The 21,247-nt window shown below is 62.3% G+C and carries 17 protein-coding genes; all 17 read right to left on the bottom strand.

Features of this window, described 5'->3' with window-relative positions; all coding sequences use genetic code 11:
- Nucleotides 1-101 precede the first annotated feature (101 nt).
- The gene (locus IP85_RS03010) at nt 102-560 is read right to left on the bottom strand and encodes a GNAT family N-acetyltransferase (RefSeq protein ID WP_054148193.1); all 459 of its coding nucleotides are present in this window, start codon (nt 558-560) and stop codon (nt 102-104) included.
- A 202-nt stretch (nt 561-762) separates the two neighbouring features.
- A complete protein-coding gene (locus tag IP85_RS03015; RefSeq protein WP_054148194.1) occupies nt 763-1,830 on the bottom strand; it encodes a DUF2332 family protein in 1,068 nt (355 codons plus the stop codon).
- A gap of 20 nt (nt 1,831-1,850) precedes the next feature.
- Nucleotides 1,851-2,339, bottom strand: a complete 489-nt coding sequence (locus tag IP85_RS03020; RefSeq protein WP_054148508.1) for a MaoC family dehydratase — start codon at nt 2,337-2,339, stop codon at nt 1,851-1,853.
- 88 nt (nt 2,340-2,427) lie between these two features.
- A complete protein-coding gene (gene glgX / locus IP85_RS03025; RefSeq protein ID WP_054148195.1) occupies nt 2,428-4,386 on the bottom strand; it encodes a glycogen debranching protein GlgX in 1,959 nt (652 codons plus the stop codon).
- Between the two features lie 80 nt (nt 4,387-4,466).
- Nucleotides 4,467-5,168: an arsenical resistance protein ArsH gene (arsH, locus tag IP85_RS03030; protein WP_153763617.1), complete on the bottom strand. Its 702-nt coding sequence runs from the start codon at nt 5,166-5,168 to the stop codon at nt 4,467-4,469.
- Nucleotide 5,169: 1 nt separating this feature from the next.
- The gene (gene arsC, locus IP85_RS03035; protein WP_054148197.1) at nt 5,170-5,595 is read right to left on the bottom strand and encodes an arsenate reductase (glutaredoxin); all 426 of its coding nucleotides are present in this window, start codon (nt 5,593-5,595) and stop codon (nt 5,170-5,172) included.
- Nucleotides 5,592-6,293 (bottom strand): MIP/aquaporin family protein, encoded by a 702-nt coding sequence (locus IP85_RS03040; RefSeq protein ID WP_054148198.1) that lies wholly within the window; start codon nt 6,291-6,293, stop codon nt 5,592-5,594. The genes arsC and IP85_RS03040 overlap by 4 nt, the downstream gene beginning before the upstream one ends.
- A 5-nt stretch (nt 6,294-6,298) precedes the next feature.
- Nucleotides 6,299-6,808: an arsenate reductase ArsC gene (locus IP85_RS03045; protein ID WP_054148199.1), complete on the bottom strand. Its 510-nt coding sequence runs from the start codon at nt 6,806-6,808 to the stop codon at nt 6,299-6,301.
- Nucleotides 6,809-6,818: 10 nt separating this feature from the next.
- Nucleotides 6,819-7,178: a metalloregulator ArsR/SmtB family transcription factor gene (locus IP85_RS03050; RefSeq protein WP_054148200.1), complete on the bottom strand. Its 360-nt coding sequence runs from the start codon at nt 7,176-7,178 to the stop codon at nt 6,819-6,821.
- A 117-nt stretch (nt 7,179-7,295) separates the two neighbouring features.
- Nucleotides 7,296-8,924 (bottom strand): alpha-D-glucose phosphate-specific phosphoglucomutase, encoded by a 1,629-nt coding sequence (locus IP85_RS03055; RefSeq protein WP_054148201.1) that lies wholly within the window; start codon nt 8,922-8,924, stop codon nt 7,296-7,298.
- Between the two features lie 3 nt (nt 8,925-8,927).
- On the bottom strand, nt 8,928-10,367 hold the full coding sequence (glgA, locus tag IP85_RS03060; protein WP_054148202.1) for a glycogen synthase GlgA: 1,440 nt from the start codon (nt 10,365-10,367) through the stop codon (nt 8,928-8,930).
- Between the two features lie 8 nt (nt 10,368-10,375).
- Nucleotides 10,376-11,635, bottom strand: a complete 1,260-nt coding sequence (glgC, locus tag IP85_RS03065; protein ID WP_054148203.1) for a glucose-1-phosphate adenylyltransferase — start codon at nt 11,633-11,635, stop codon at nt 10,376-10,378.
- Nucleotides 11,636-11,648: 13 nt separating this feature from the next.
- Nucleotides 11,649-13,862 carry a 1,4-alpha-glucan branching protein GlgB gene (gene glgB / locus IP85_RS03070; RefSeq protein ID WP_054148204.1) on the bottom strand — a complete coding sequence of 738 codons (2,214 nt, stop codon included), beginning with the start codon at nt 13,860-13,862 and terminating at the stop codon, nt 11,649-11,651.
- Entirely contained in the window at nt 13,862-16,324 is a 2,463-nt protein-coding gene (locus tag IP85_RS03075) for a glycogen/starch/alpha-glucan phosphorylase (protein WP_054148205.1), read from the bottom strand. The genes glgB and IP85_RS03075 overlap by 1 nt, the downstream gene beginning before the upstream one ends.
- A 261-nt stretch (nt 16,325-16,585) precedes the next feature.
- Nucleotides 16,586-17,854, bottom strand: coding sequence for a TadE/TadG family type IV pilus assembly protein (locus IP85_RS03080; RefSeq protein ID WP_171901599.1), 1,269 nt, complete (start codon nt 17,852-17,854; stop codon nt 16,586-16,588).
- A 90-nt stretch (nt 17,855-17,944) separates the two neighbouring features.
- On the bottom strand, nt 17,945-18,826 hold the full coding sequence (locus IP85_RS03085; RefSeq protein ID WP_054148207.1) for a transglutaminase family protein: 882 nt from the start codon (nt 18,824-18,826) through the stop codon (nt 17,945-17,947).
- Between the two features lie 4 nt (nt 18,827-18,830).
- Nucleotides 18,831-21,245, bottom strand: coding sequence for a circularly permuted type 2 ATP-grasp protein (locus IP85_RS03090; protein ID WP_054148208.1), 2,415 nt, complete (start codon nt 21,243-21,245; stop codon nt 18,831-18,833).
- Nucleotides 21,246-21,247: the final 2 nt, after the last annotated feature.

Below are 21,247 nucleotides of genomic sequence, written 5' to 3' on the forward strand. Positions count from 1 at the left end.
CGTTCGCACAGGGTAGAGCTAAGCCCGAAAAGCAGACATTAGGTCTTGGTGTAAATAGACGGCTTTTGGTGTAGGAGGCGTAACAAAACAGACGCCGTTCGTCAGATAACATTGAAGCGCAGCTTGGGGATCATGCGGCCTGGTATCGATCCTGAAGCAACTTGCCCAATGTCTTCAGCTCCCATGCGGCGGTAAAACGATGCTGCGCCAGGATCAGATTCTATCATAACTGTCGAGATGGAGTGTTCGCGGCACGTAGAGATCGCCCAGTCGAATAGCGCTCGACCAACGCCCAGCCGCTGAGTGTCGGGATCGACAAAAAGAGCCTCTAGTTCAGCAGAATTGCCGTCCTGAAGGGAAACCTGTGCAAACCCAACGGCCCTTCCATCCACCTCGGCAACTTGGACAAGTGACCCAAGAATGGTGTCATTGGTGACGGTCAACTCTTTACGACATGCTTCCAGGAACGCGTTGTCATAACCCCAAATTGCCTTGGACCGGAGGCATAGCTCAGTAAGGTCATTCGCTTCGGAAAGCACGGCAGCTCTGAGTTTAAGCATCGAGTAGTCTCCAGCATTCGCATCATCAGCCGCGCTGCATAGGCGATGATCATGACTGCGACATGAAGGGTTCTGATGCCCAGTTCAAGACTTGCACCTGATATAGGACCGCCCGCTTCCCACTCCATCACGGACATGTTTAGCTTGGTCCTGGAATGACCGCTATGGGCCGATAGTGGACGTGAGACCGGCTCTGTTCAACTCAGGCGGTTGAACCCTCCCACCCCAGCCATTTCACCCAGCGCCCGTGAAAATCCGCCCGACCGATCTCGCGAGTCTCGCCTGATGGCCACAGCGTGAGCAGGAGTGCCGCCCCCTCCGGCTTGCCGTCGGCCTCCAGCCGCAGGCGGGCCAGCGGTGCGGCATCCGTCGCGCGGCTGCCGGCGTCTGCGATCAGGGCTTCACCCTCGGCCTTCAGCGCCGGTGGCAGATACTGCCAGGCGATGGTGTGGTAGATGACATGGGTCATGCCCGGATGCGGTGTTGCCAGACGTTTACGCAGCCAGTCGATGGCGTCGGCCTTTTCCACCTGCAGGCCGCTCTCGGTGGCCATGGCAAGCGCTGCTGCCGTGCGGTCGAGGCGGTCCTGCTGGTCGGCCCAGATATAGGAGAAGAGCCGCAGGCGGTCGTCTTGCGAGGCCGGGTCGAGCGGGTTCAGGTCGCAGCCGGCGCGTTCAGTGATCTCGATTGTGGCTTGCGGTGGCGGAGGGCCTTCCCAGCGTGGGGCGAGTTCGACGGCGGAGGCCTGGCCCCAGCGGAAGTCTCCCAGTTGGTAGCTGTAGCGATCCCATTGCAGGTTGAGGCCGGCGCTGGCGCCGACTTCCGAGAGGATCAGCGGCTTGCCGGTTAGCGCCGCAATGGTCAGGAAGCCGGGGAGCAGGGCGGAGGAGCGGCGCACCTCGTTGGTCTGCGGGGCGGATTTCAGGCGCTCCAGCATGAAGGCTTCGTCCTGGCGCAAGGCAGCCTCGACGGCGGCCCAGAGGGTGTCGTTGTCGGCGTTATGGGGCGGGTAGACGGCTGACACTGCAGGGTCCTGGCCAGATCGAACAAGCGCATGCAGCGTGCCGGCGAGCCGCAGGGCAAGCGCATCGCCGGTGCCGTCGGGATTGCCGGGCCAGCCGAGGATCATGGCGCCGACCCTCGTCTCTTCCGTCAGCCGTTCTGCCGCCAGCGTGCAGAGGCGGGCGGTGAAGGGTGAGCCAAGATCGTGACAGGCCTTGGCTTGCCGAAGGAAACTCTGGCGGATCGCTTGGCTGCGCTCGTCGGTCATGGCCGCATCCGCCTCTCGTTTCAGACGCCTTCCGGACGGTCCTTGGGGTCGAACTGGGAAATGGTGATCCAGTCGGCTGTCAGGGCTGCCTTGCGTTCGTCCTCGATCTCGACGGTCACCTCATAGGTGTTCATCAGCATGCCCGCGCCGCGAAAGCGGGCTTCGGCGAGTTTGAAGGAGCCGCGAATGCGCTTGCCCGTCCGGACGGGCGACATAAAGCGGACTTTCTCGAAGCCATAATTGATGCCCATGGTCTGTTCGAGGATCTTCGGCAGGCAGTTGTAGTTCATCGCTGACAAGAGCGAGAGCGTCAGGAAGCCGTGGGCTATGGTGCCGCCGAAGGGCGTTTCGGCGGCGGCGCGCACCGGGTCGGTGTGGATGAACTGGTGGTCCATGGTGGCGCCGGCAAAGGCGTCGATCATCGGCTGGTCGACGGTGATCCAGTCGGATACGCCGACCACGGTTCCAACGAGGCCCGGCACGTCCTTGAGCGAAATCTCTTGCGGCATGAAAAGAACCTGATCCTTCAATAATTCCCGCAGGCTACAGCCGCTTGATGTCATGAGGAAGAGGCTAAAGTCACTGCCGGGGAAAAACTCAGGTTTCGATCCAGAAATCGACACTGCGCGCCTTCACCGTCAGCTTGGCGGCGCTGCGGCCCGTCTCGAGGCGGCGCCATTTGCGCTTGTCGTGTGAGGGTAGCGCGAAGTCCCTTGGCTCAGATGAGCGATTGAAGAGCACGGCAACATGGCAGTCCTTGGCCGTCTCCCGATCGATGGAGGCAAGAACCATGGCGAAGGCGCCGAGATCGGGCGTTTCCCAGTCGGCGACCGTCATGGGCAGACCGTCAGTGTTCAGCCAAGCGACGTCATCTTCGCCGGTCAGGCCACTCGTATCCATGAAGCAGGAGAAACGCTGGCGCATGGCGGCGAGGCGGGCTGTCGTTTCGATCAACTCCCCGTCCACCCCAGACCAGTCGAGCCAGGTGAGCGCATTGTCCTGGCAATAGGCATTGTTGTTGCCGCGCTGGGTGCGGCCGAACTCGTCGCCGGCTGTGAGCATGACGGCGCCCCGGCTGGCGAAGAGCGTCGAGAGCAGGGCTTCGACATCCTGCCGGCGCTTCTTCAGGATCGCCTTGTCCGCGGTTTCACCCTCGACCCCGTTGTTCCAGGAATGGTTCTCGTTGTGACCGTCGCGGTTTTGCTCGCCATTCGCCTCGTTGTGTTTGTGCGCGTAGGAAACGAGGTCGTAGAGCGAGAAGCCGTCATGGGCTGCGATGAAGTTAACGCTGCGGGTCTGGCCTTGGCCGTCATGGGCGAAGAGATCAGACGAGCCGGCAAGCGCCGTTGCGAGATCCCCGGTCGTACCAGTATCGCCCCGCCAGTGGCGGCGGAAGGTGTCGCGGGCGCGGTCGTTCCATTCGAGAAAGGCGGGCGGGAAGCGGCCGAGTTGATAGCCGCCGAGCCCGATATCCCAGGGTTCGGCAATCAGGATGCGATCTTCCAGCACCTCGTCCTCAAGGATGGCTCGAAGCGTGGGGGCATTCTTATGGAAGCCGTCCCAGTGGCGACCCATGATCGGCGCGAGGTCGAAGCGGAAGCCGTCGATACCGGCCGAGAGAACGAAGTGGCGGAGCGTATCGACGATCAGCTGTCGCACGAAGGGATGGTCGCAGGCCAGCGTGTTGCCGCAGCCGGTGTCGTTGACCAGCGTGCCCGGATCATCGGCCACATGGCGGAAGAGAGACCGGTTGTCGATGCCGCGCAGCGAGAGCGTCGTGCCATGCACGTCGCTTTCACCGGTGTGGTTGAAGACAAGGTCGAGGATGACGCCAATGCCCTCGGCATGCAGGGCGGCGACCGTGTCGCGGAGTTCCTTGACACCACCGGGTACGAGACGGGGATCGAGCGCCATCATGGCGACGGGGTTGTAGCCCCAGCTGTTGGTGAGGCCGAGAGGTGGCAGATGCCTTTCATCGATCCAGGCGGTGATCGGCATCAGCTCGACCATATCGACGCCGATGCGGCGCAGATGCGCGAGGACGGCGGGATGGGCGAGGGCCGATAGCGTGCCGCGTTGAGCTTCGGGTACGTCCGTATGCAGCATGGTCATTGCCTTGACGTTGACCTCGTAGATGAAGCCGGTGCGCTCGCCGAGCGGCATCATGGGCTTCAGCAGCTTGTGCGCCTTCAGGATGGCTTTAGGCATCAGGGCGGCTGTGTCGACGCCGAACTGACCGAGGCGAGCGTCGTAAACGAAGGGGCGGTCCAGCTCGGTGGCGTAGGGATCGATCAAGAGCTTGGATGGATCGTACCAATGGCCTTGAGACGGATCATAGGGGCCGTGGATGCGGAAGCCGTAGCGGGCGCCTTCCTTCAAACCCTCGACGAAGACATGATGCACATCGCCTTCGCCACGCACCATCGAGAGGCGGGCGAGTTCGGTCTCGCCGCTGATATCGAAGAGGCAGAGCTCCACGCGTTCGGCATGATGCGACCAGAGGCGGATATCGGCACCCGTCTTGCCGATGATGGCTCCGAGCATCGGCTTGGTCATTTGGTGCCTCGTGGTCCGGTTGATTCGCTCGCCTGATGGAACAATAGCAGGCGAGCGATCTTCGGCCAGAGCGGTTGCGCTCACATGGCCTTGAGGTTCACTGCTTTCACGGCCTCTTCCTTGCGTTCGCTGTAGCGATCGGTGAGGTAGTCCGAGATGTCACGGGTCAGAAGCGTGAACTTTATCAGTTCTTCGCAGACGTCTACGACGCGCTCGTAATAGGCCGAGGGCTTCATCCGACCATCGCCGTCGAACTCCTGCCAGGCCTTCGCAACGGAAGACTGGTTGGGGATTGTGATCATCCGCATCCAGCGGCCGAGCAGGCGCATGGCGTTGACCGCATTGAACGACTGCGAGCCGCCGGAGACCTGCATGACGGCGAGCGTCTTGCCCTGGGTCGGGCGGACGGCGCCGACGGACAGGGGAATCCAGTCGATCTGCGCCTTCATGATGCCGGTCAGCGTGCCGTGACGCTCGGGGCTCACCCAGACCTGGCCTTCCGACCATTCGGAGAGGTCGCGCAGTTCCTGCACCTTTGGATGGCTGACGGGTGCGTCGTCCGGCAAAGGCAGGCCTGAAGGGTCGAAAACCCTCACGTCGGCGCCGAAATGTTCGAGCAGCCGCTTGGCTTCCATCGCCAGCAGGCGGCTGAAGGAGACCTGACGCAGCGAGCCATAGAGGATCAGGATACGCGGCTTGTGGGTGGAGAAGGGGCGCCGCAGCGCCTCCAGATCCGGCAGGCGCAGGTGATCGAGATCGGCGGCGGGCAGGTCTACTTTCATATCAGACAATTCGCTTGCCCTCCGCATCGAGCACGGCTTCGCCGTCTTCCTTGATGAAGGCAGAGGTGAAGGCGTCTGGGGCCAAGATGTCGAGCACGACTTCCGACGGGCGGCAGAGGCGCGTGCCCATCTCGGTGACGACAAGGGGGCGGTTGATCAGGATGGGAGTCGTGATCATCGCGTCGAGCAGCTGGTCGTCCGAGAGCGCGGGATCGGCAAGGCCAAGTTCTTCGTAGGGCGTGCCCTTCTCGCGGATCGCCTCGCGTACCGAAAGGCCGGAGTCGGCGATCATCTTCGCCAGATCTTCCTTGCTCGGCGGGGTCTTCAAGTATTCGATGACCACTGGTTCGATGCCCGCGTGACGGATGATTTCAAGCGTGTTGCGCGAGGTGCCACAGGCAGGGTTGTGATAAATGGTGACGGTCATGGACGTTCCGTTCCTTCGGGTATGATCGGGGGGATTTTGTTGCGGCTATCGGCAAAGAGCCAGGTGGCGAGCATGGACGCCAGCACTGCGCCGACGACCTGTGCGATGATGAAGCCTGGCAGGTCGAGGGGACGAATGCCGGCAAAGGTATTGGTCAGGCTGCGGGCGATGGCCACCGCCGGATTGGCGAAGGACGTCGAGGCGGTGAACCAGTAGGCGGCCGTGATGTAGAGGCCGACCAGCATCGGGATGGCGTCCGCCTTGAAGCGCAGCCCGCCGAGGATGGTGAGGAGCAGGCCGAAAGTTGCCACCGCTTCTGCGCTCCATTGCGCCGATCCAGTCCGCACCGTTTCGGAGATCTGGAAGACGGGCAGGTCGAACATCACGTGGGCGATGAGCGTGCCGGCGATGCCGCCGAGGATCTGCGCGAGCATGTAGGGCAGGATGGCGGAGGCCTCCAACTCCTTGCGAAGAGCGAAGACCATAGTCACGACCGGGTTGAAATGGGCACCGGATATCGGCCCCAGGATCGTGATCAGCACGAAGAGGATCGCGCCGGTCGGGATCGTGTTGCCGAGCAGGGAGACGGCAACGTCATCGGAAAGCCGGTCGGCCATGATGCCGGAGCCGACGACGGTTGCGACCAGCATGGCGGTGCCAAGCGCCTCGGCTGCGAGGCGGCGGGAAAGATCGGCCATGGTCTTCAGCCGGCCGTCTGTGTGCTGCTGCCGATCTCGTGCAGCCGCTTCTGCAGGGACAGCTTATCGAGGCTCGTCATCGGCAGGCTGACGAAGATCGAGATGCGGTGATTGAGCATGCGATAGGCCTCGGCGAAGGCGAAATGCTTTTCGCTGTCCGTGCCTTCGGCAGCGGCCGGATCCGGCACGCCCCAATGGGCGGTCATCGGTTGGCCGGGCCAGACGGGGCAGGCTTCGGCGGCCGCGTTGTCGCAGACGGTGAAGACGAAATCGAGTTCAGGGGCGCCGGGGACTGCGAACTCGTCCCAGTTCTTCGAGCGGGCGAAGCTCGTGTCGTAGTTCATGCCCTTGAGGAGCTGCAGCGTGTAGGGGTGAACTTCACCCTTCGGCTGGGAGCCGGCGGAATAGGCCTTGAACTTGCCCTGGCCGAGCCTGTTGAGGATCGCTTCCGCGATGACCGAGCGGGCTGAATTGCCGGTGCAGAGGAAGAGCACGTTGTAGATCTTGTCGGACATGGCCGGTCTCTCAGTTGGGGCGGGTGACTTCGAGGGTGGGTGAACAGCAGGCGAGATCGTCGATCAGCGGCTGGCAGAGGCTGGCATTGCCGCCGCAGCAATCCTTGAGCAGGTAAAGGGCAACCGCGCGGAAGCGGTCGAGATCAGCGCGGTAGAGGATCGAGCGGCTCTGACGCTCTCCCGTGACCAGGCCGGCCTGGGACAGCGTCGACAGATGCGCCGACATGGTGTTCTGCGGCACGCCGATCAGTCGGGCGAGTTCACCTGCGGGCACGCCGTCTGGCTCATGCGCCACCAGCAGGCGAAAGGTCTGCAGGCGCGTCGGCTGTGCCAGGGCGGCAAGCGCCGCAATCGTCGATTTTTCATCCATATATCCAGAATAGTGGATATGATGAGGGAGTCAATCGCCGCTGCGGTCCATCGCAAAGAAAAACCCCGGAGCCGAAGGCGCCGGGGTTCTAATGCGTGAGCGAAGGTCTCTAGGGGATCAGGTAATGACCGTCGGCTCGTTCATGCCGGTGTAGCGCTTGATCTCGGCCACTTCCTCGGCTGCCGCGATGAGGTCGGCCAAGGCTCCTTGCGTCTCGATGCCGTGGCGGCTGGCGTCGGGCTCGTAGCGCTCGACATAGAGGCGAAGCGTCGCGCCCGAGGTGCCGGTGCCGGACAGGCGAAAGACGATGCGGCTGCCGCCGTCAAAGAGGATGCGGATGCCCTGGTTCTTCGAGACGGAGTGGTCGATCGGGTCGTGATAGGCGAAGTCGTCGGCGGCGCTGACTGTCAGGCCGTTGATCTTGGTGCCGGGCAGGCTGTCGAGCTTGGCGCGGAGCGCTGCGACAAGGGCGTTGGCATTGTCGGTGTCGACGCCTTCATAGTCGTGGCGGGAATAGTAGTTGCGGCCGTATTCGGCCCAGTGGCTTTCCACGATCTGCTTGACGCTCTGCTTGCGGGCAGCGACGATGTTCAGCCAAAAGAGCACCGCCCAGAGGCCATCCTTTTCGCGCACATGGTCGGAGCCGGTGCCGAAGCTTTCCTCGCCGCAGACGGTGACCTTGCCGGCATCCATCAGATTGCCGAAGAACTTCCAGCCGGTCGGGGTCTCGTACATGCCGATGCCAAGTTTTTCCGCCACGCGGTCGGCGGCGGCACTTGTCGGCATGGAGCGGGCGATGCCGGCTATGCCTTGTCTGTAGCCGGGCGCGCAGGTGGCATTTGCGGCGATCATCGCGAGGCTGTCGGAGGGCGTGACGAACATGCCCTTGCCGACGACCATATTGCGGTCGCCGTCGCCGTCGGATGCCGCACCGAAGTCCGGACCATCGGCGCTCATGACATCGTCATAGAGCTCCTTCGCATGGACGAGGTTCGGGTCCGGATGGTGGTGGCCGAAGTCGGGCAGCGGGATTTCGTTGCGCACGGAGCCTGCGGCTGCGCCGAGGCGATTTTCGAGGATCTCGACGGCATAGGGGCCAGTGACGGCGCTCATCGAATCGATCACCACGCGGAAGCCGCCTGCAATCAGCGCGCGGATCGCCGGGAAGTCGAAGAGGGTTTCCATCAGGTCGGCATAGTCGGCGACCGGGTCGATCACCTCGACGGTCATGCCGGCGAGATCGAAGCTGCCGACCGTGTCGAGATCGATGTCGGCGACGTCCGCTATCTTGTAACTGTCGATGTTGCGGGTGCGGGCGAAGATCGCGTCGGTGATCTTCTCCGGTGCCGGGCCGCCATTGCCGATATTGTACTTGATGCCGAAGTCTTCGGTCGGGCCGCCGGGATTGTGGCTGGCCGAGAGCACGATGCCGCCAAAGGCATGGTATTTGCGGATGACATGCGAGGCAGCTGGCGTCGAGAGAATGCCGCCCTGGCCGACCATGACCTTGCCGAAGCCATTGGCGGCGGCCATTTTCAGCGCCACCTGGATGACTTCGCGGTTGTAATAGCGGCCGTCGCCGCCGATCACTAGCGTCTGGCCTTCGAAGCCTTCCAGGCTGTCGAAGATCGCCTGGATGAAGTTCTCCGCATAGTTCTCCTGCTGGAACACCGGAACCTTCTTGCGCAGTCCCGATGTGCCGGGCTTCTGGTCCGCATAGGGTTTCGTGGAGACGGTCGAGATCATCGATTACTGGCCTTTCGAGACGAGGCGTTGATAAAGGTCGGCATAGGTCGTGCCGCTCCTGTTCCAGGAGACGTCGGATTTCATGCCTTGCTTCTGCATTTGCGACCAGAGACGCTGGTCACTGTAGAGGCGAAGCGTGCGGCGGATGGCGCGGCGGAGGGCATCTGATGTCACCGGCGCAAACTGCACGCCGGTTGCAACACCAGCAGCCAAGGCCGCTTCATTGGCGTCGATGATGGTATCGGCGAGGCCGCCGGTGCGGGCCACAAGCGGAACACAGCCGTAGCGCAGGGCGTAGAGCTGTGTCAGCCCGCAGGGCTCGAAGCGCGAGGGCACGAGGATGATGTCGGAACCGGCCTGCATGATATGCGACAGCGCTTCATCATATCCAAGTATCATGCTGACACGGCCGCGATGATGGGCGGCGGCGTTCTGAAGTGCGGCCTCGATGCCGCTTTCCCCGGAACCAAGGATCGCCAGCCTGCCGCCGGCATTGACGATTTCGTCGATGACGTCGGGCAGCAGGTCGAGTCCCTTCTGCCAGGTGAGGCGCGAGATGACGCAAAAGATCGGGCCATCGTCGCCATCAAATGCAAAGCGCTCGACCATGGCCGCACGGTTGCCGGCGCGCTTCTTCAGTGCTGATCCGGAATAGTGGGTGGTGAGCAGTGGATCGCTGGCCGGGTTCCAGACGTCGGCATCGATGCCGTTGACGATGCCGTAGAGGTCAGCGGCGCGGCTGGCGATGACGCCATCAAGGCCCATGCCGAATTCGGGTGTCAGGATTTCCTCGGCATAGGAAGGGCTGACCGTGGACAGCGCATGGGCGGTCAGAAGACCGCTCTTCAGATAGCTGATCGTGCCGTAATATTCGAGCGCCTCGTGCCATGCATGTCCAGGCAGGCCAAGATAGGGGAAGAGTGTGGCGCCGAACTGCCCCTGGAAGGCGATGTTGTGGATGGTGATGAGGCTCGGCACTTCCGGCGCCTCGGCGTAACGCATGTAGACGGGAACCAGAGCACCCTGCCAGTCATGTACATGGACGAGGTCCGGTTTGAAGCTGGGCAGCACGCCCGCCGCGATCTCGGCGCCCACCTTGGAGAGGACGGCGAAGCGCTTCCAGTTGTCGGGGTAGTCCCGTCCCTGCGTATCGAGATAGGGACCACCCGACCGCTCGTAGAGTGGCGGGCAGTCGATGATCAAAAGTTCGAGGCCCTCGTGTTTTACCTCGAGAAGTGTCGCCCGTTCATCGAGAATATCCTCGAACTCGTGGACCTTCTTGGCCTTCTTCACCGCTTTCATAACGGCCGGATAGCCGGGGATCAGCGTCTTCGTCTCGACGCCATGGGCGGCGAGCGCGATGGGAAGCGCGCCCGCAACGTCGGCGAGGCCTCCGGTCTTGATCAGCGGATAGAGTTCGGAGGCGACCGAAAGGACCTTCATGGATGCGGCTAACCTAGTTTGTCGATCATCGACTGCGTGATGAGGCAGATCCCGTTTTCGCTGCGACGGAAGCGCTTGGCATCCATTTCCGGATCCTCACCGACGATCAGCCCCTCCGGGATCACCACGCCATGGTCTATCACGACATTTGTGAGACGCGCATGACGGCCGATCTGCACCTTGGGCAGGACGACTGCGCCTTCGAGTCGGGAATAGGAATTGGCGCGCACGCCGGTAAACAGCAGGCTCTTGTAGAGCGCCGAACCGGAGATGATGCAGTCGCCTGAGACCAGCGAGGAGATCGCCGAGCCGCGACGACCCTCGTCGTCATGGACGAATTTCGCCGGCGGGGTGATCTCGGAATAGGTCCAGATCGGCCAGGTCTTGTCGTAGAGATCGAGCTCCGGAACAATGTCGGTCAGGTCGATGTTGGCCTGCCAGTAGGCGTCGATCGTCCCGACGTCGCGCCAGTAGGGCGTGCGTTCGAAATCGGAGCGGACGCAGGACTGGGCAAAGCGGTGGGCCACCGCTTTGCCGCTCTTGACCACGTAGGGGATGATGTCCTTGCCGAAGTCACGGCTCGAATCCGGGTCGGCCGCATCGCGGCGCAGGAGTTCCATCAGGAACTTGGTGTGGAAGACATAGATGCCCATCGAGGCGAGGGCATGGTCTTCGTTGCCGGGAATGCCCGGCGGGTCGGCCGGCTTTTCGACGAAGTCGATGATCCTGTCGGTGGCATCGACATGCATGACGCCGAAGCCGGTTGCTTCCATGCGCGGCACTTCCAGGCAGCCGATGGTGACGTCGGCGCCCGAGGTGACGTGCTGCTGCAGCATCAGCTCGTAGTCCATCTTGTAGATATGGTCGCCGGCCAAGATGACCATGTATTCGGGGGCGTAGGATTCGATGATATCGGCGTTCTGGTAAACGGCGTCGGCGGTGCCTTCGTACCATTGCGTTTCGGAGACGCGCTGCGAGGCCGGCAGAATGTCGAAGCTCTCGTTGCGCTCGGGGCGGAAGAAGTTCCAGCCGAGCTGCAGATGGCGGATCAGTGAATGGGCCTTGTACTGGGTGGCCACGCCGATACGGCGGATACCGGAGTTCAGGGCGTTGGAGAGGGCAAAGTCAATGATGCGGGCCTTGCCGCCGAAATAGACGGCGGGCTTGGCGCGCCGATCCGTCAATTCCTTCAGGCGGCTGCCGCGCCCGCCGGCCAGTACATAGGCCATGGCATCGCGCGACAAGCTTCTTGCCGTTTTCTCGGTCATGTATTTCCTCCCCTTACTGTTCCAATTCCAGCATGATCACGGCCAGCGGCGGCAGGGTCAGCCCTGCTTTTGCCCATCCGCTTCCCGTGGCATGCGCCTCCACGCGGCCACCATTGCCCTTACCGCTACCACCATAGATTTCGGCATCGGTGTTCAGTATCTCACGCCAACGGCCAGCCGCAGGCAAGCTCAATTCGTATTGTTCGTGATAGTTCGGCGTCAGGTTGCAAATCACGGCGATCGGCTTTTCGCCGGGTGCCTTGCGCAGCCAGGCGAGCACCGAATTTTCCTGATCATCCGCATTGATCCACTCGAAGCCCTCGCCCTCGCAATCGCGGGCATGGAGTGCCGGCTTGGAGCGATAGGTGAAGTTGAGGTCGCGGACCAGCCGGCGCATGCCCTCATGCGGGGCATAATCGAGCAGGTTCCAATCGAGGGACCGGGCCTCGGACCACTCACTCCACTGCGCGAACTCCTGGCCCATGAACAGCAGTTTCTTGCCGGGATGGCCCCACATATAGCCGTAATAGGCGCGGAGATTGGCGAACTTCTGCCAGTCGTCACCGGGCATCTTCGCGATCATCGAACCCTTGCCGTGTACCACTTCGTCGTGGCTGATCGGCAGGACGAAGTTCTCGGAAAAGGCATAGAGCAGGCCGAAGGTCAGCTCCTGATGATGGTACTTCCTGTAGATCGGATCCCGGGCGAAGTAGCTCAGGGTGTCATGCATGAAACCCATGTTCCACTTGAAACCGAAGCCGAGGCCGCCTTCATGGACCGGCTGTGAGACCTTCGGCCAGGAGGTGCTCTCCTCGGCAATCGTCATGATGCCCGGATGGCTGCCATAGGCGTGGTGGTTCATCTGCTGGAGGAAGCGCACCGACTCCAGGTTTTCCCGCCCGCCATATTCGTTGGGGATCCACTCGCCTTCCTTGCGGGAATAGTCGAGGTAGAGCATGGACGCGACCGCATCGACGCGCAGGCCGTCGAGGTGGAATTTCTCGGCCCAGTAGAGGGCGTTGTTGATCAGGTAGGACAGAACCTCCTGACGACCGAAATTGTAGATCGCGGTGTTCCAGTCCGGGTGAAAGCCCTGGCGGGGGTCGGCATGTTCGTAGAGAGCCGTTCCGTCGAAGTTGCGAAGCCCGTGGGCGTCCGTCGGGAAATGCGCAGGCACCCAGTCGAGGATGACGCTCAAGCCCACCTTGTGGCAGCCGTTGACGAAACGGGCAAAACCCTCCGGCTCGCCGAAGCGGGCGCTTGGCGCGTAAAGCCCCGTCGTCTGATAGCCCCAGGACGGGTCGTAAGGGTGCTCGGTCACCGGCATGAATTCGATATGGGTAAAGCCCATGTCGACGCAGTAGGGGATCAGCCTTGCGGCCATCTCGTCCCAGGTCAGCATGGAGCCGTCGTCGCGGCGCTGCCAGGACCCGGCATGGACCTCGTAGATCGAAATCGGCTGGCGGCGCTGGTCGATGCTTGCCCAGTGCTTGCGGTGGGCCTCGTCTTCCCAGTCCTGTTCGAGCTCAGGTGTCGTCACCGAGGCGTTCTTCGGCCGCATCTCGGCGCGGCGCGCAAATGGGTCGGCCTTCAGCGGCTGAAGATCGCCATGCGGCCCGACGATTTCGAACTTGTAGCTGGCGCCGGCCCGGACATCAGGCGCGAAGATTTCCCAGATGCCGGTGTCGCGGCGCAGACGCATGACGTGGCGACGTCCGTCCCAGTCGTTGAAATCACCGACGACGGAGACGCGGCGGGCATTGGGGGCCCAGACGGCGAAGTGAAAGCCGTCGACACCCTGATGCTTGATCGGATGGGCGCCCATCTTGTCGAAGAGGCGCAGATGCGACCCTTCCTTGATGAAGTAATCGTCCATCGGCCCGAGGATCGGCCAGAAGCTGTAGGGGTCGGTCACCGTCCATTCGGCATCGCCGCGGGTGGCGCGGTAGCGGACCGGCAGAACACCATCGAGCTTGACCGGGCCTGAAAAGAAGCCGGCATCGTGCAGACGCGCGAGTTCGCCGACCTGGTCTCCGGCCAGATTGTAGGCGACCACCGTCTCGGCGCCCGGGATGAAGCAACGCGCGACATGGCCCGCGCCTGCCTCGTGCACGCCGAGAAAGGCGAAGGGGTCGCCATGCGTCCCGTGGATGATCGCTTCGATTTCTGCTGCCGACGGTGTGTCCGGCTTCGCTACGTCACCGCTCCTCTTCGGTGATTTTGCCATCAAGCTCTCCAGATATCCGCGTTGTATTGCCGGATGGTGCGATCCGACGAGAACCAGCCCATGCGGGCCGTGTTGCGGATGGTCTTGGAATACCAGGCCGAGGTATCGGTCCAGATGTCGTCCACCTGACGCTGGGCCTTGGCATAGGCGTCGAAATCGGCGGCAACCATGAACCAGTCATGCTGGTAAATGCCCTGCATCAGATCGGCATAGCGATCGCGATCGTCAGGCGAGAAGACGCCGGATGCGATCGACGAGAGGGCCTGCTGCAGTTCGCGCGAGGCATCGATTGCGGCGCGCGGATTGTGTCCATCGGCCCTCACGCGTCCGACCTCGTCTGCGGTCATTCCAAAAATCACGATGTTCTCCTCGCCCACATGATCGCGCATTTCGACATTGGCGCCGTCGAGCGTTCCAATGGTCAATGCACCATTCAACGCGAACTTCATGTTCCCGGTTCCAGACGCTTCCATGCCGGCGGTGGAAATCTGTTCGGAAAGGTCGGCGGCGGGCACCATGACTTCGGCGAGAGAGACGTTGTAGTTGGGAATGAAAACGACCTTAAGCAGACCGCGCACCGAGGGGTCGGTGTTGATGATGCGGGCGACGTCGTTGGCCAGTTTGATGATCAGCTTGGCGTTGTGGTAGCTGGGCGCTGCCTTGCCGGCGAAGAGCTTGACGCGCGGCACCCAGTCACGTTCCGGATGCGAGCGGATCTGGTCGAAGAGCGCGACCGTCTCGATGATGTTGAGAAGCTGGCGCTTGTATTCGTGGATGCGCTTGATCTGGATGTCGAACATGGCATGCGGATCGAGCTTGATGCCCATGCGGCTTGCCACGAGGCTCGCAAGCTTCTGCTTGTTGGCGAATTTCACCGCCGCGAACTTCTGCTGGAAGGCCGGATCGTCGGCGAAGGCGTCGAGACCTTTAAGCTTCGTTGCATCGTCGAGGAATTCCGGTCCGATCGCTTCCTTGATGAGGTCGGTCAAGTCGGGATTGCACTGCATCAGCCAGCGGCGTGGGGTGATGCCGTTGGTCTTGTTGTTGATGCGCGTCGGATAGAGCTTGTGGAGATCGGAGAAGACCGTTTCCTTCATCAGCTCCGTATGCAGCGCGGAGACGCCGTTGATCGAGTGCGAGCCCATGAAGGCGAGGTTGCCCATGCGCACGCGGCGATCACCGCTTTCGTCGATCAGCGAGATCTGGCGGATCTCATGGTCGTTGAAGCCGCGCTTCTTGCGGGCGTCGAGCAGGACCTTGGCGTTGATCGCGTAAACGAGCTGCATGTGGCGCGGCAAAAGGCGCTCGAACAGCGGCACCGGCCAGCTTTCCAGCGCTTCCGGAAGCAGTGTGTGGTTTGTGTAGGAGAAGGTCTTGGACGATATTTCCCAGGCCTCGTCGAATGCCACGCCGTGCACATCGACCAGCAGGCGCATCAGTTCGGCAACGGAGACGGCCGGATGGGTGTCATTGAGCTGGATCGCCACCTTATCCGGCAGCTGGGCGAGCGTGTTGCCCTGCTGCAGGTGGCGGCGGACGATGTCCTGCAGCGAGGCCGAACAGAAGAAGAATTCCTGGCGCAGGCGCAGTTCCTGGCCGGCGGGCGTGGCGTCGGCCGGATAGAGGACGCGGGTGAGCGATTCGGCCTTGTTGCTCTCGCGGAGCGCGCCAATGTGGTCGCCGGCGTTGAAGGCGTCGAGCAGGATGGGGTCGATCGGCTGGGCCGACCAGAGGCGCAGCGTGTTGACGCGCTCGCCGCGCCAGCCGACGGCCGGGGTATCAAAGGCGGTGGCGATGACGCGCTCGCCCTGCTTCCAGACGTAACGCGGCTCGCCATCCGGACCATCGACGGTTTCGACCGTGCCGCCGAAACCGACTTCATAGGAGCTTTCGCGCCGCTCGAATTCCCAGGGGTTGCCATGGGCGAGCCAGCTTTCCGGCAGTTCCACCTGCCAGCCCTCCGCCATTTGCTGGCGGAAGAGACCGTGAACGTAGCGGATGCCATAGCCATAGGCCGGAATGTTGACGGTTGCCATACTCTCCATGAAGCAGGCGGCGAGACGACCGAGACCGCCATTGCCGAGCGCTGCGTCAGGTTCGAGGCCTGCGATCACGTCGAATTCGACTGACAGAGAGGACAGCGCCTGGCGGATGTCATCGATCAGGCCGAGGTTCGACATGGCGTCGCGCAGGAGGCGGCCGATGAGGAATTCGAGCGATAGATAATAAACCCGCTTGCCGTTGTTCATGTAGGTGGTGCGGGTCGATTCCATCCACGTGTCGATGATGCGGTCACGCACCACGAGGATGGTTGCTGTCAGCCAGTCATGCGGCGTTGCCACCTTGGCATCCTTGCCGATGCTGTAGGTCAGCTTGTCCATGATCTCGGCGGCCAGGGCGTCCGGATCGGAAACTCCGCGCTTGGGAAGGGGAAGGTCGACTTTGTGGGGAGTCTTGATCATCGGTCCGCCTGGCGTTGTTCGTGTCTCCGGGCGGCGCCAATGCGATAGCGGTGCCGCTTCCGTGAATGCCAGTTTACGCATCGAAATGAGACAGTTGCAACAGGCGGGAAGCTGCGAGGAGAACTTTTGTTCGGAGCGCCGTCTTGGGCCTCAAGACCCTGATCTGATTATATTATCTGAAAAGCGTGAAGAAGCGATAAGACCGCAGCCATGACGGCTGCGGTCGAATTGTGGGAGAAATCCAAAACGTTTTGGATCGTGTCAGTTGGTCAGGCGGGTCGAGGCCGCAGCCGCAGCCTTGCCGATGTCGCCGAAGGCCTTAACGAGACCGGCCATGTCGGTCGGTTCTTTGTAGTGGTCGTCAGACGTCGCGCATGCTAGCAGCAGCTCTCTGCCTTTCTGAGGGGCCATGAAGGCAACCGTGAAAATCTCGATGCCTTCCTCTTTTGCAGCTGTGCACTGTTCCAGGACTTTTGTGTCGATAGCCGGGTTCCAGGAAGCGCTGTTGCCGGTCATTTCGCCATCGGTCATCAGGACAATGTAGCGAGCAAAGTCCGAATTACCTTTGGCGGAGTGCGCACTCTTCTCGGCGTCGTTGTCTTCTGTCAAAGCCTTGAAGGCAAGCTCCATACCGCCCGAGGCGTTGGTGCCGCCGGTCGGCACGGATGGAAGCACGGTGATGTAGTTGGTCGCGGTCGTGACGCCCCATGCCATGCCGGAGGCTGGCTGGGTGGCGTCGTTGTAAGACACTGCGCCAACACGGATGAGGTCACCCTTCGGATCAGCCTTCACCAGCTCGTTCATCATGACCGCCGAGGCCGTTTTCAGAGCCTGGATCTTCTTGACGTAGCAAGGGCTTGACGGATTGAGGTAGTTCCTTCGGCCGGGCAGGATGTCCTTGTAGGCCCAGTTTGCGGCGCTGTAGTTCACGCAGCTCGTAACCGAGGTATCGACCGTGTTCGTGGTGAAGGACATCGAGCCGGAACGATCCAGCACGACATACATCGACACGGCTGCGCCGCTTTCAGGCGTGGCTTGTGCCGTTGCCGTAACGCTGACGGTTACTTCCTTCCACCCGAGCAGGGCGGTCATGCCATTGGTTGTCAAGGTATAGGTCGGTGACAGACTGACTTCGACGGTCTTGCCTGTCTTTCCGAGCTTTCGCTCGACATTCCCGACTGCGCCGGCCAATGGGTCTTCTTCCGCTTCCTCGTCGGTCTGGTCGCTTGCGCCGCCTGGAAGCACGTTGTTCAGCTGTGCCTTCATGAATTTGCGCGCGAATTCGAGAACGGCGTCGTCGGAGAGTTTGTCGTCTTTCGCCAGCGCATTTGCTGCAGACAGGACGGCCGAGTCGGCGGCGTCCTGCAACGTGGCGCGCACCTGGACCATCCGGTTCAAGTCGATTGCCACACCAGCGGTGGCGGCTGCTACGGGGAGCAGGATGGCCGTTGCCAGGCCGAAATTGCCGGCGCGGTCGCGCCAAAGACGTGCGAAGAGCGATTTGCGCGGGCTGTCAGGGGTAGTCATCATGTCCATCCAAAATCAGCGTTTGGAGGGTTATAGACTGCGTCCCATTGCGATCCGTTTAATGGGATCAATAAAATTCGATGTAAGAATGCACTATTGGCGCACCGGGATGACATCCACGGCCTGGTCCGTCTGATGCGAGCCATAGCTTTTCAACACGCCGATGACGGGTGCGACGTCGGCATAGTCCCGGCCGTAGCCGACCACGATGTGATCGGTGCCGGCCGCGATGTCGTTCGTGGGGTCGAGTTCCAGCCAGCCGGTGAGCTTGCCGCACCAGATGCGGACCCAGGCATGCATGGCGTCTGCCCCTTCCAGGCGCTCCTTGCCCGGCGGCGGGATGGTGCGCAGGAAGCCGCTGACATAGCCAGCGGGGATGCCGAGGCTGCGCAGCGCCACGATCATCACATGGGAGAAGTCCTGGCAGACGCCGCGCTTCTTGTCGAAGGCTTCCGCCGGCGTCGTGTCGACGGTCGTTGCTTCGGCGTCGTATTTGAAGTCCTCGTGGATGCGGCTGCAGAGCGTCTCGGCGATCTGGCGTACTGTCATGCTGGGTTTCAGCATGCTGCGCACATAGGCCGCGATCGCCTTGTCCCGGGGTAGCCGCGGGCTTGTGCCGAGAAAATGATGCGGTGATTCCGCATCGAGCGACCAGGTTTCGCCGATCTCCTGCGGAAGTCGGTCGAGCAGCGGTGAAAAGTCGGCAGCCATCGGCTGGGCCTGAACCATCACCCGGGCCTGCATGCGGATGTCGAGCTTCTCATGCGGACCACGCAGGATGGCGTGGCTCGTCGGATGGCGAAAGAAGTCGTTGAAGGTCGAGATCTCGTCTGGCTCCGGGCTGACCGTGATCGCACCGGCGACGAGTCGCTGACGGTCGGGAAGCGAGAGCGGCAGAAGCCGCAACATGTGATGGGCGCCGGTTGCCGGAACCTCGTAGCGGTAACCGATATGGAGCGAGAGGTCGTAGAGCATCGCGTCAGCTCAAATAGGTCTGGGCGAGGATATCGGAGAACTTCTCCAATTCACGCTCCAGATTGGTGTAGACATCCGCCGACATGGCTTCCGGCGTCATTACGGCAAGCCCCGAATGCAGGCGCATCGCCTCGCGGAAGAGGCTCGACATCTGGCCGTTGACCATGGCGTTCGGCAATTGCTCGACCTCGATGCGTATCTCGTTCAGTTGGAAGAGGATCGAGCGCGGATTCAGCGGATCGAGCGCCAGAAGGTCGGTTACCGTCAGCCGAGCGGTCGAGACATTGTAGCGGCGGCGATGGGTCATGACGTTGTCGCCGATCTCGAGCAGCATGTCGAGCGAGCCATCGGGGGCATCGGGGCCGGTCATGTGGCCAAGCAGGCGTGTCATGTGCAGGCCGCGTTCCAGGAGGCGGCCGATGGTCAGGAAGCGCCAGCCGGTGAAGCGATACATGTTTTCATGCACGAGACCGGCAAAGCCCGCGAGCTTGCGCAGCAGGATGGTCATGGCATGGGCGGCATCGTCGCCGGGCTTTACCTTTTCATGGAAACGCTTGGCGGTTTTCGACAGGTCGTTCAGCGCCAGCCAGCCGTCGGGCGAGAAGCGGTCGCGGATGTTGCTCGCCGAATAGACGGCGCTGTCGATGTTGCGGAGCAGGCTTTCCGGCACACCGGACTTGGTGTCGACGTCGATGTTCGAGAGATATTCGCTGACGAAGGCGAGCAGCGGCTGGTCCGGATTGGCGCTTTCGGCATAGCGCGCATGCCAGGCGCGCAGGATGCGCAGCACCCCTTCGGCGCGCTCGATATAGCGGCCAAGCCAGAAGAGATTGTCGGCGGCTCGGCTCGGCAGGCTGCCGGGCATGTTGCGGGTGAAAGTCTCCTCCGCCGGCAAAAGCGAGGTGCGGTCAACAGGCTTGTCGGAGACGATCCAGACATCGGCCGCACTGCCGCCGGACTGCATGGCAATCGCCGAGACATCCGATCCGCTGCCGATCCGGGCAAAGCCGCCGGGCATGATCTGCCAGCCATTCTGGGTGCGGGCGGCGAAGACACGCAGCGACATCGGCCGCGGCGTGAGCTTGCCGTCGATCATGGCAGGCGTGGTGGAGAGCGTCACGACTTCCTGGCCCACCAGGTTGCCTGCTTCTGATTCCAGCCATGCGGCAGTGGTTCGGCCCTGCGGGTCCTTGTAGCGCGAGCCCATGACAGAGCGTCCGCCGTCATCGAAGAACGGCAGGCGCGAGAAGGCGGAGCCGATGACCATACGGTCGAGATGGGCCGCGACGTGTTCGCGCTCGGCCTTCTGGCCGCACCACCAGGTGGCGATCGAGGGCAGCTTCAGTTCCTCGCCGAGCAGGTGGCGCGAGAGGGTGGGCATGAAGGCGAGAAGCGCACGGGTTTCGAGAATGCCGGAGCCGAGCGCGTTGACGAAGGTGACGGCGCCGTTGCGCAGCGCCTCCACCATGCCGGGCGTGCCGATATAGGAATTCTGATCGAGCTCCAGCGGATCGGCAAAGGCCGCATCGAGGCGGCGCCAGAGGACGCTGACGGGCTTGAGGCCGGCGACAGTGCGGACCATGACCTTGCCGTTGACGATGGTGAGGTCCTCACCTTCGAGCAACATGATGCCGAGATAGCGGGCGATGTAGGCATGTTCGAAATAGGTCTCGTTGGCAGGACCCGGAGACAGAACCGCGATGCGCTCGTCCGAGCCGCGGGTGCGCGCTTGCAGCGCCTTGCGGAAGGCGCCGAAGAAGGAGGCCAGCCGGTGGACGTGGGTCTCCGCATAGACATCGGAGAAGGCGCGGGCGGTCGCCACCCGGTTTTCCAGCGCAAAGCCCGCACCCGAGGGCGCCTGGGTGCGATCGGCCAGCACCCACCAGTTGCCGTCGGGTCCGCGGCCGATTTCGAAGGAACAGAAATGCAGGTAGTGGCCGCCGGCCGGCTTGATGCCGACAAGCGGGCGTAGGAATTCCGGATTCGAGGCGATCAGCTGCGGTGGCAGGAAACCTTCCTGGACCAGCCGGTTTTCCGAATAGATGTCCGCGACGACCGCTTCCAGGAGATTCGCGCGCTGGACCAGCCCCTCGGCCAGCACCTGCCATTCCGCATCCGAGATCATCACCGGGATGTGGGAGAAGGGCCAGGCTCGCTCGCTCGATCCGCCAGAACCATAGGCACGGTAGAAGACGCCGGCATCGCGCAGGTAGCGATCCGCACGGGCAAAGCGCTCGTGCAGATCCTCTTCCGGCATGGTGTCGATCGCCGAGACCAGGGCCTGCCAGACGGGACGGACATTGCCCTTGTTGTCGATCATCTCGTCGGCGGCGCCCGCCAGCGCACGATAGCCGGCCGTGCGGGCCTTGCTTTTCGGCGCGTCTGGCGGGGAAAGCTCCGCTGCCGTCTTCTGTGCCATCA

This window comes from Rhizobium sp. AAP116, assembly GCF_001295785.1.
In the GTDB taxonomy this organism is placed as follows: Bacteria; Pseudomonadota; Alphaproteobacteria; order Rhizobiales; family Rhizobiaceae; genus Allorhizobium.

Coding starts and splice junctions, on each gene's coding strand:
- IP85_RS03010 (WP_054148193.1), bottom strand. CDS start 560: ATGCTTAAACTCAGAGCTGCCGTGCTTTCCGAAGCGAATGACCTTACT.
- IP85_RS03015 (WP_054148194.1), bottom strand. CDS start 1,830: ATGACCGACGAGCGCAGCCAAGCGATCCGCCAGAGTTTCCTTCGGCAA.
- IP85_RS03020 (WP_054148508.1), bottom strand. CDS start 2,339: ATGCCGCAAGAGATTTCGCTCAAGGACGTGCCGGGCCTCGTTGGAACC.
- glgX (WP_054148195.1), bottom strand. CDS start 4,386: ATGACCAAGCCGATGCTCGGAGCCATCATCGGCAAGACGGGTGCCGAT.
- arsH (WP_153763617.1), bottom strand. CDS start 5,168: ATGAAAGTAGACCTGCCCGCCGCCGATCTCGATCACCTGCGCCTGCCG.
- arsC (WP_054148197.1), bottom strand. CDS start 5,595: ATGACCGTCACCATTTATCACAACCCTGCCTGTGGCACCTCGCGCAAC.
- IP85_RS03040 (WP_054148198.1), bottom strand. CDS start 6,293: ATGGCCGATCTTTCCCGCCGCCTCGCAGCCGAGGCGCTTGGCACCGCC.
- IP85_RS03045 (WP_054148199.1), bottom strand. CDS start 6,808: ATGTCCGACAAGATCTACAACGTGCTCTTCCTCTGCACCGGCAATTCA.
- IP85_RS03050 (WP_054148200.1), bottom strand. CDS start 7,178: ATGGATGAAAAATCGACGATTGCGGCGCTTGCCGCCCTGGCACAGCCG.
- IP85_RS03055 (WP_054148201.1), bottom strand. CDS start 8,924: ATGATCTCGACCGTCTCCACGAAACCCTATGCGGACCAGAAGCCCGGC.
- glgA (WP_054148202.1), bottom strand. CDS start 10,367: ATGAAGGTCCTTTCGGTCGCCTCCGAACTCTATCCGCTGATCAAGACC.
- glgC (WP_054148203.1), bottom strand. CDS start 11,635: ATGACCGAGAAAACGGCAAGAAGCTTGTCGCGCGATGCCATGGCCTAT.
- glgB (WP_054148204.1), bottom strand. CDS start 13,862: ATGGCAAAATCACCGAAGAGGAGCGGTGACGTAGCGAAGCCGGACACA.
- IP85_RS03075 (WP_054148205.1), bottom strand. CDS start 16,324: ATGATCAAGACTCCCCACAAAGTCGACCTTCCCCTTCCCAAGCGCGGA.
- IP85_RS03080 (WP_171901599.1), bottom strand. CDS start 17,854: ATGATGACTACCCCTGACAGCCCGCGCAAATCGCTCTTCGCACGTCTT.
- IP85_RS03085 (WP_054148207.1), bottom strand. CDS start 18,826: ATGCTCTACGACCTCTCGCTCCATATCGGTTACCGCTACGAGGTTCCG.
- IP85_RS03090 (WP_054148208.1), bottom strand. CDS start 21,245: ATGGCACAGAAGACGGCAGCGGAGCTTTCCCCGCCAGACGCGCCGAAA.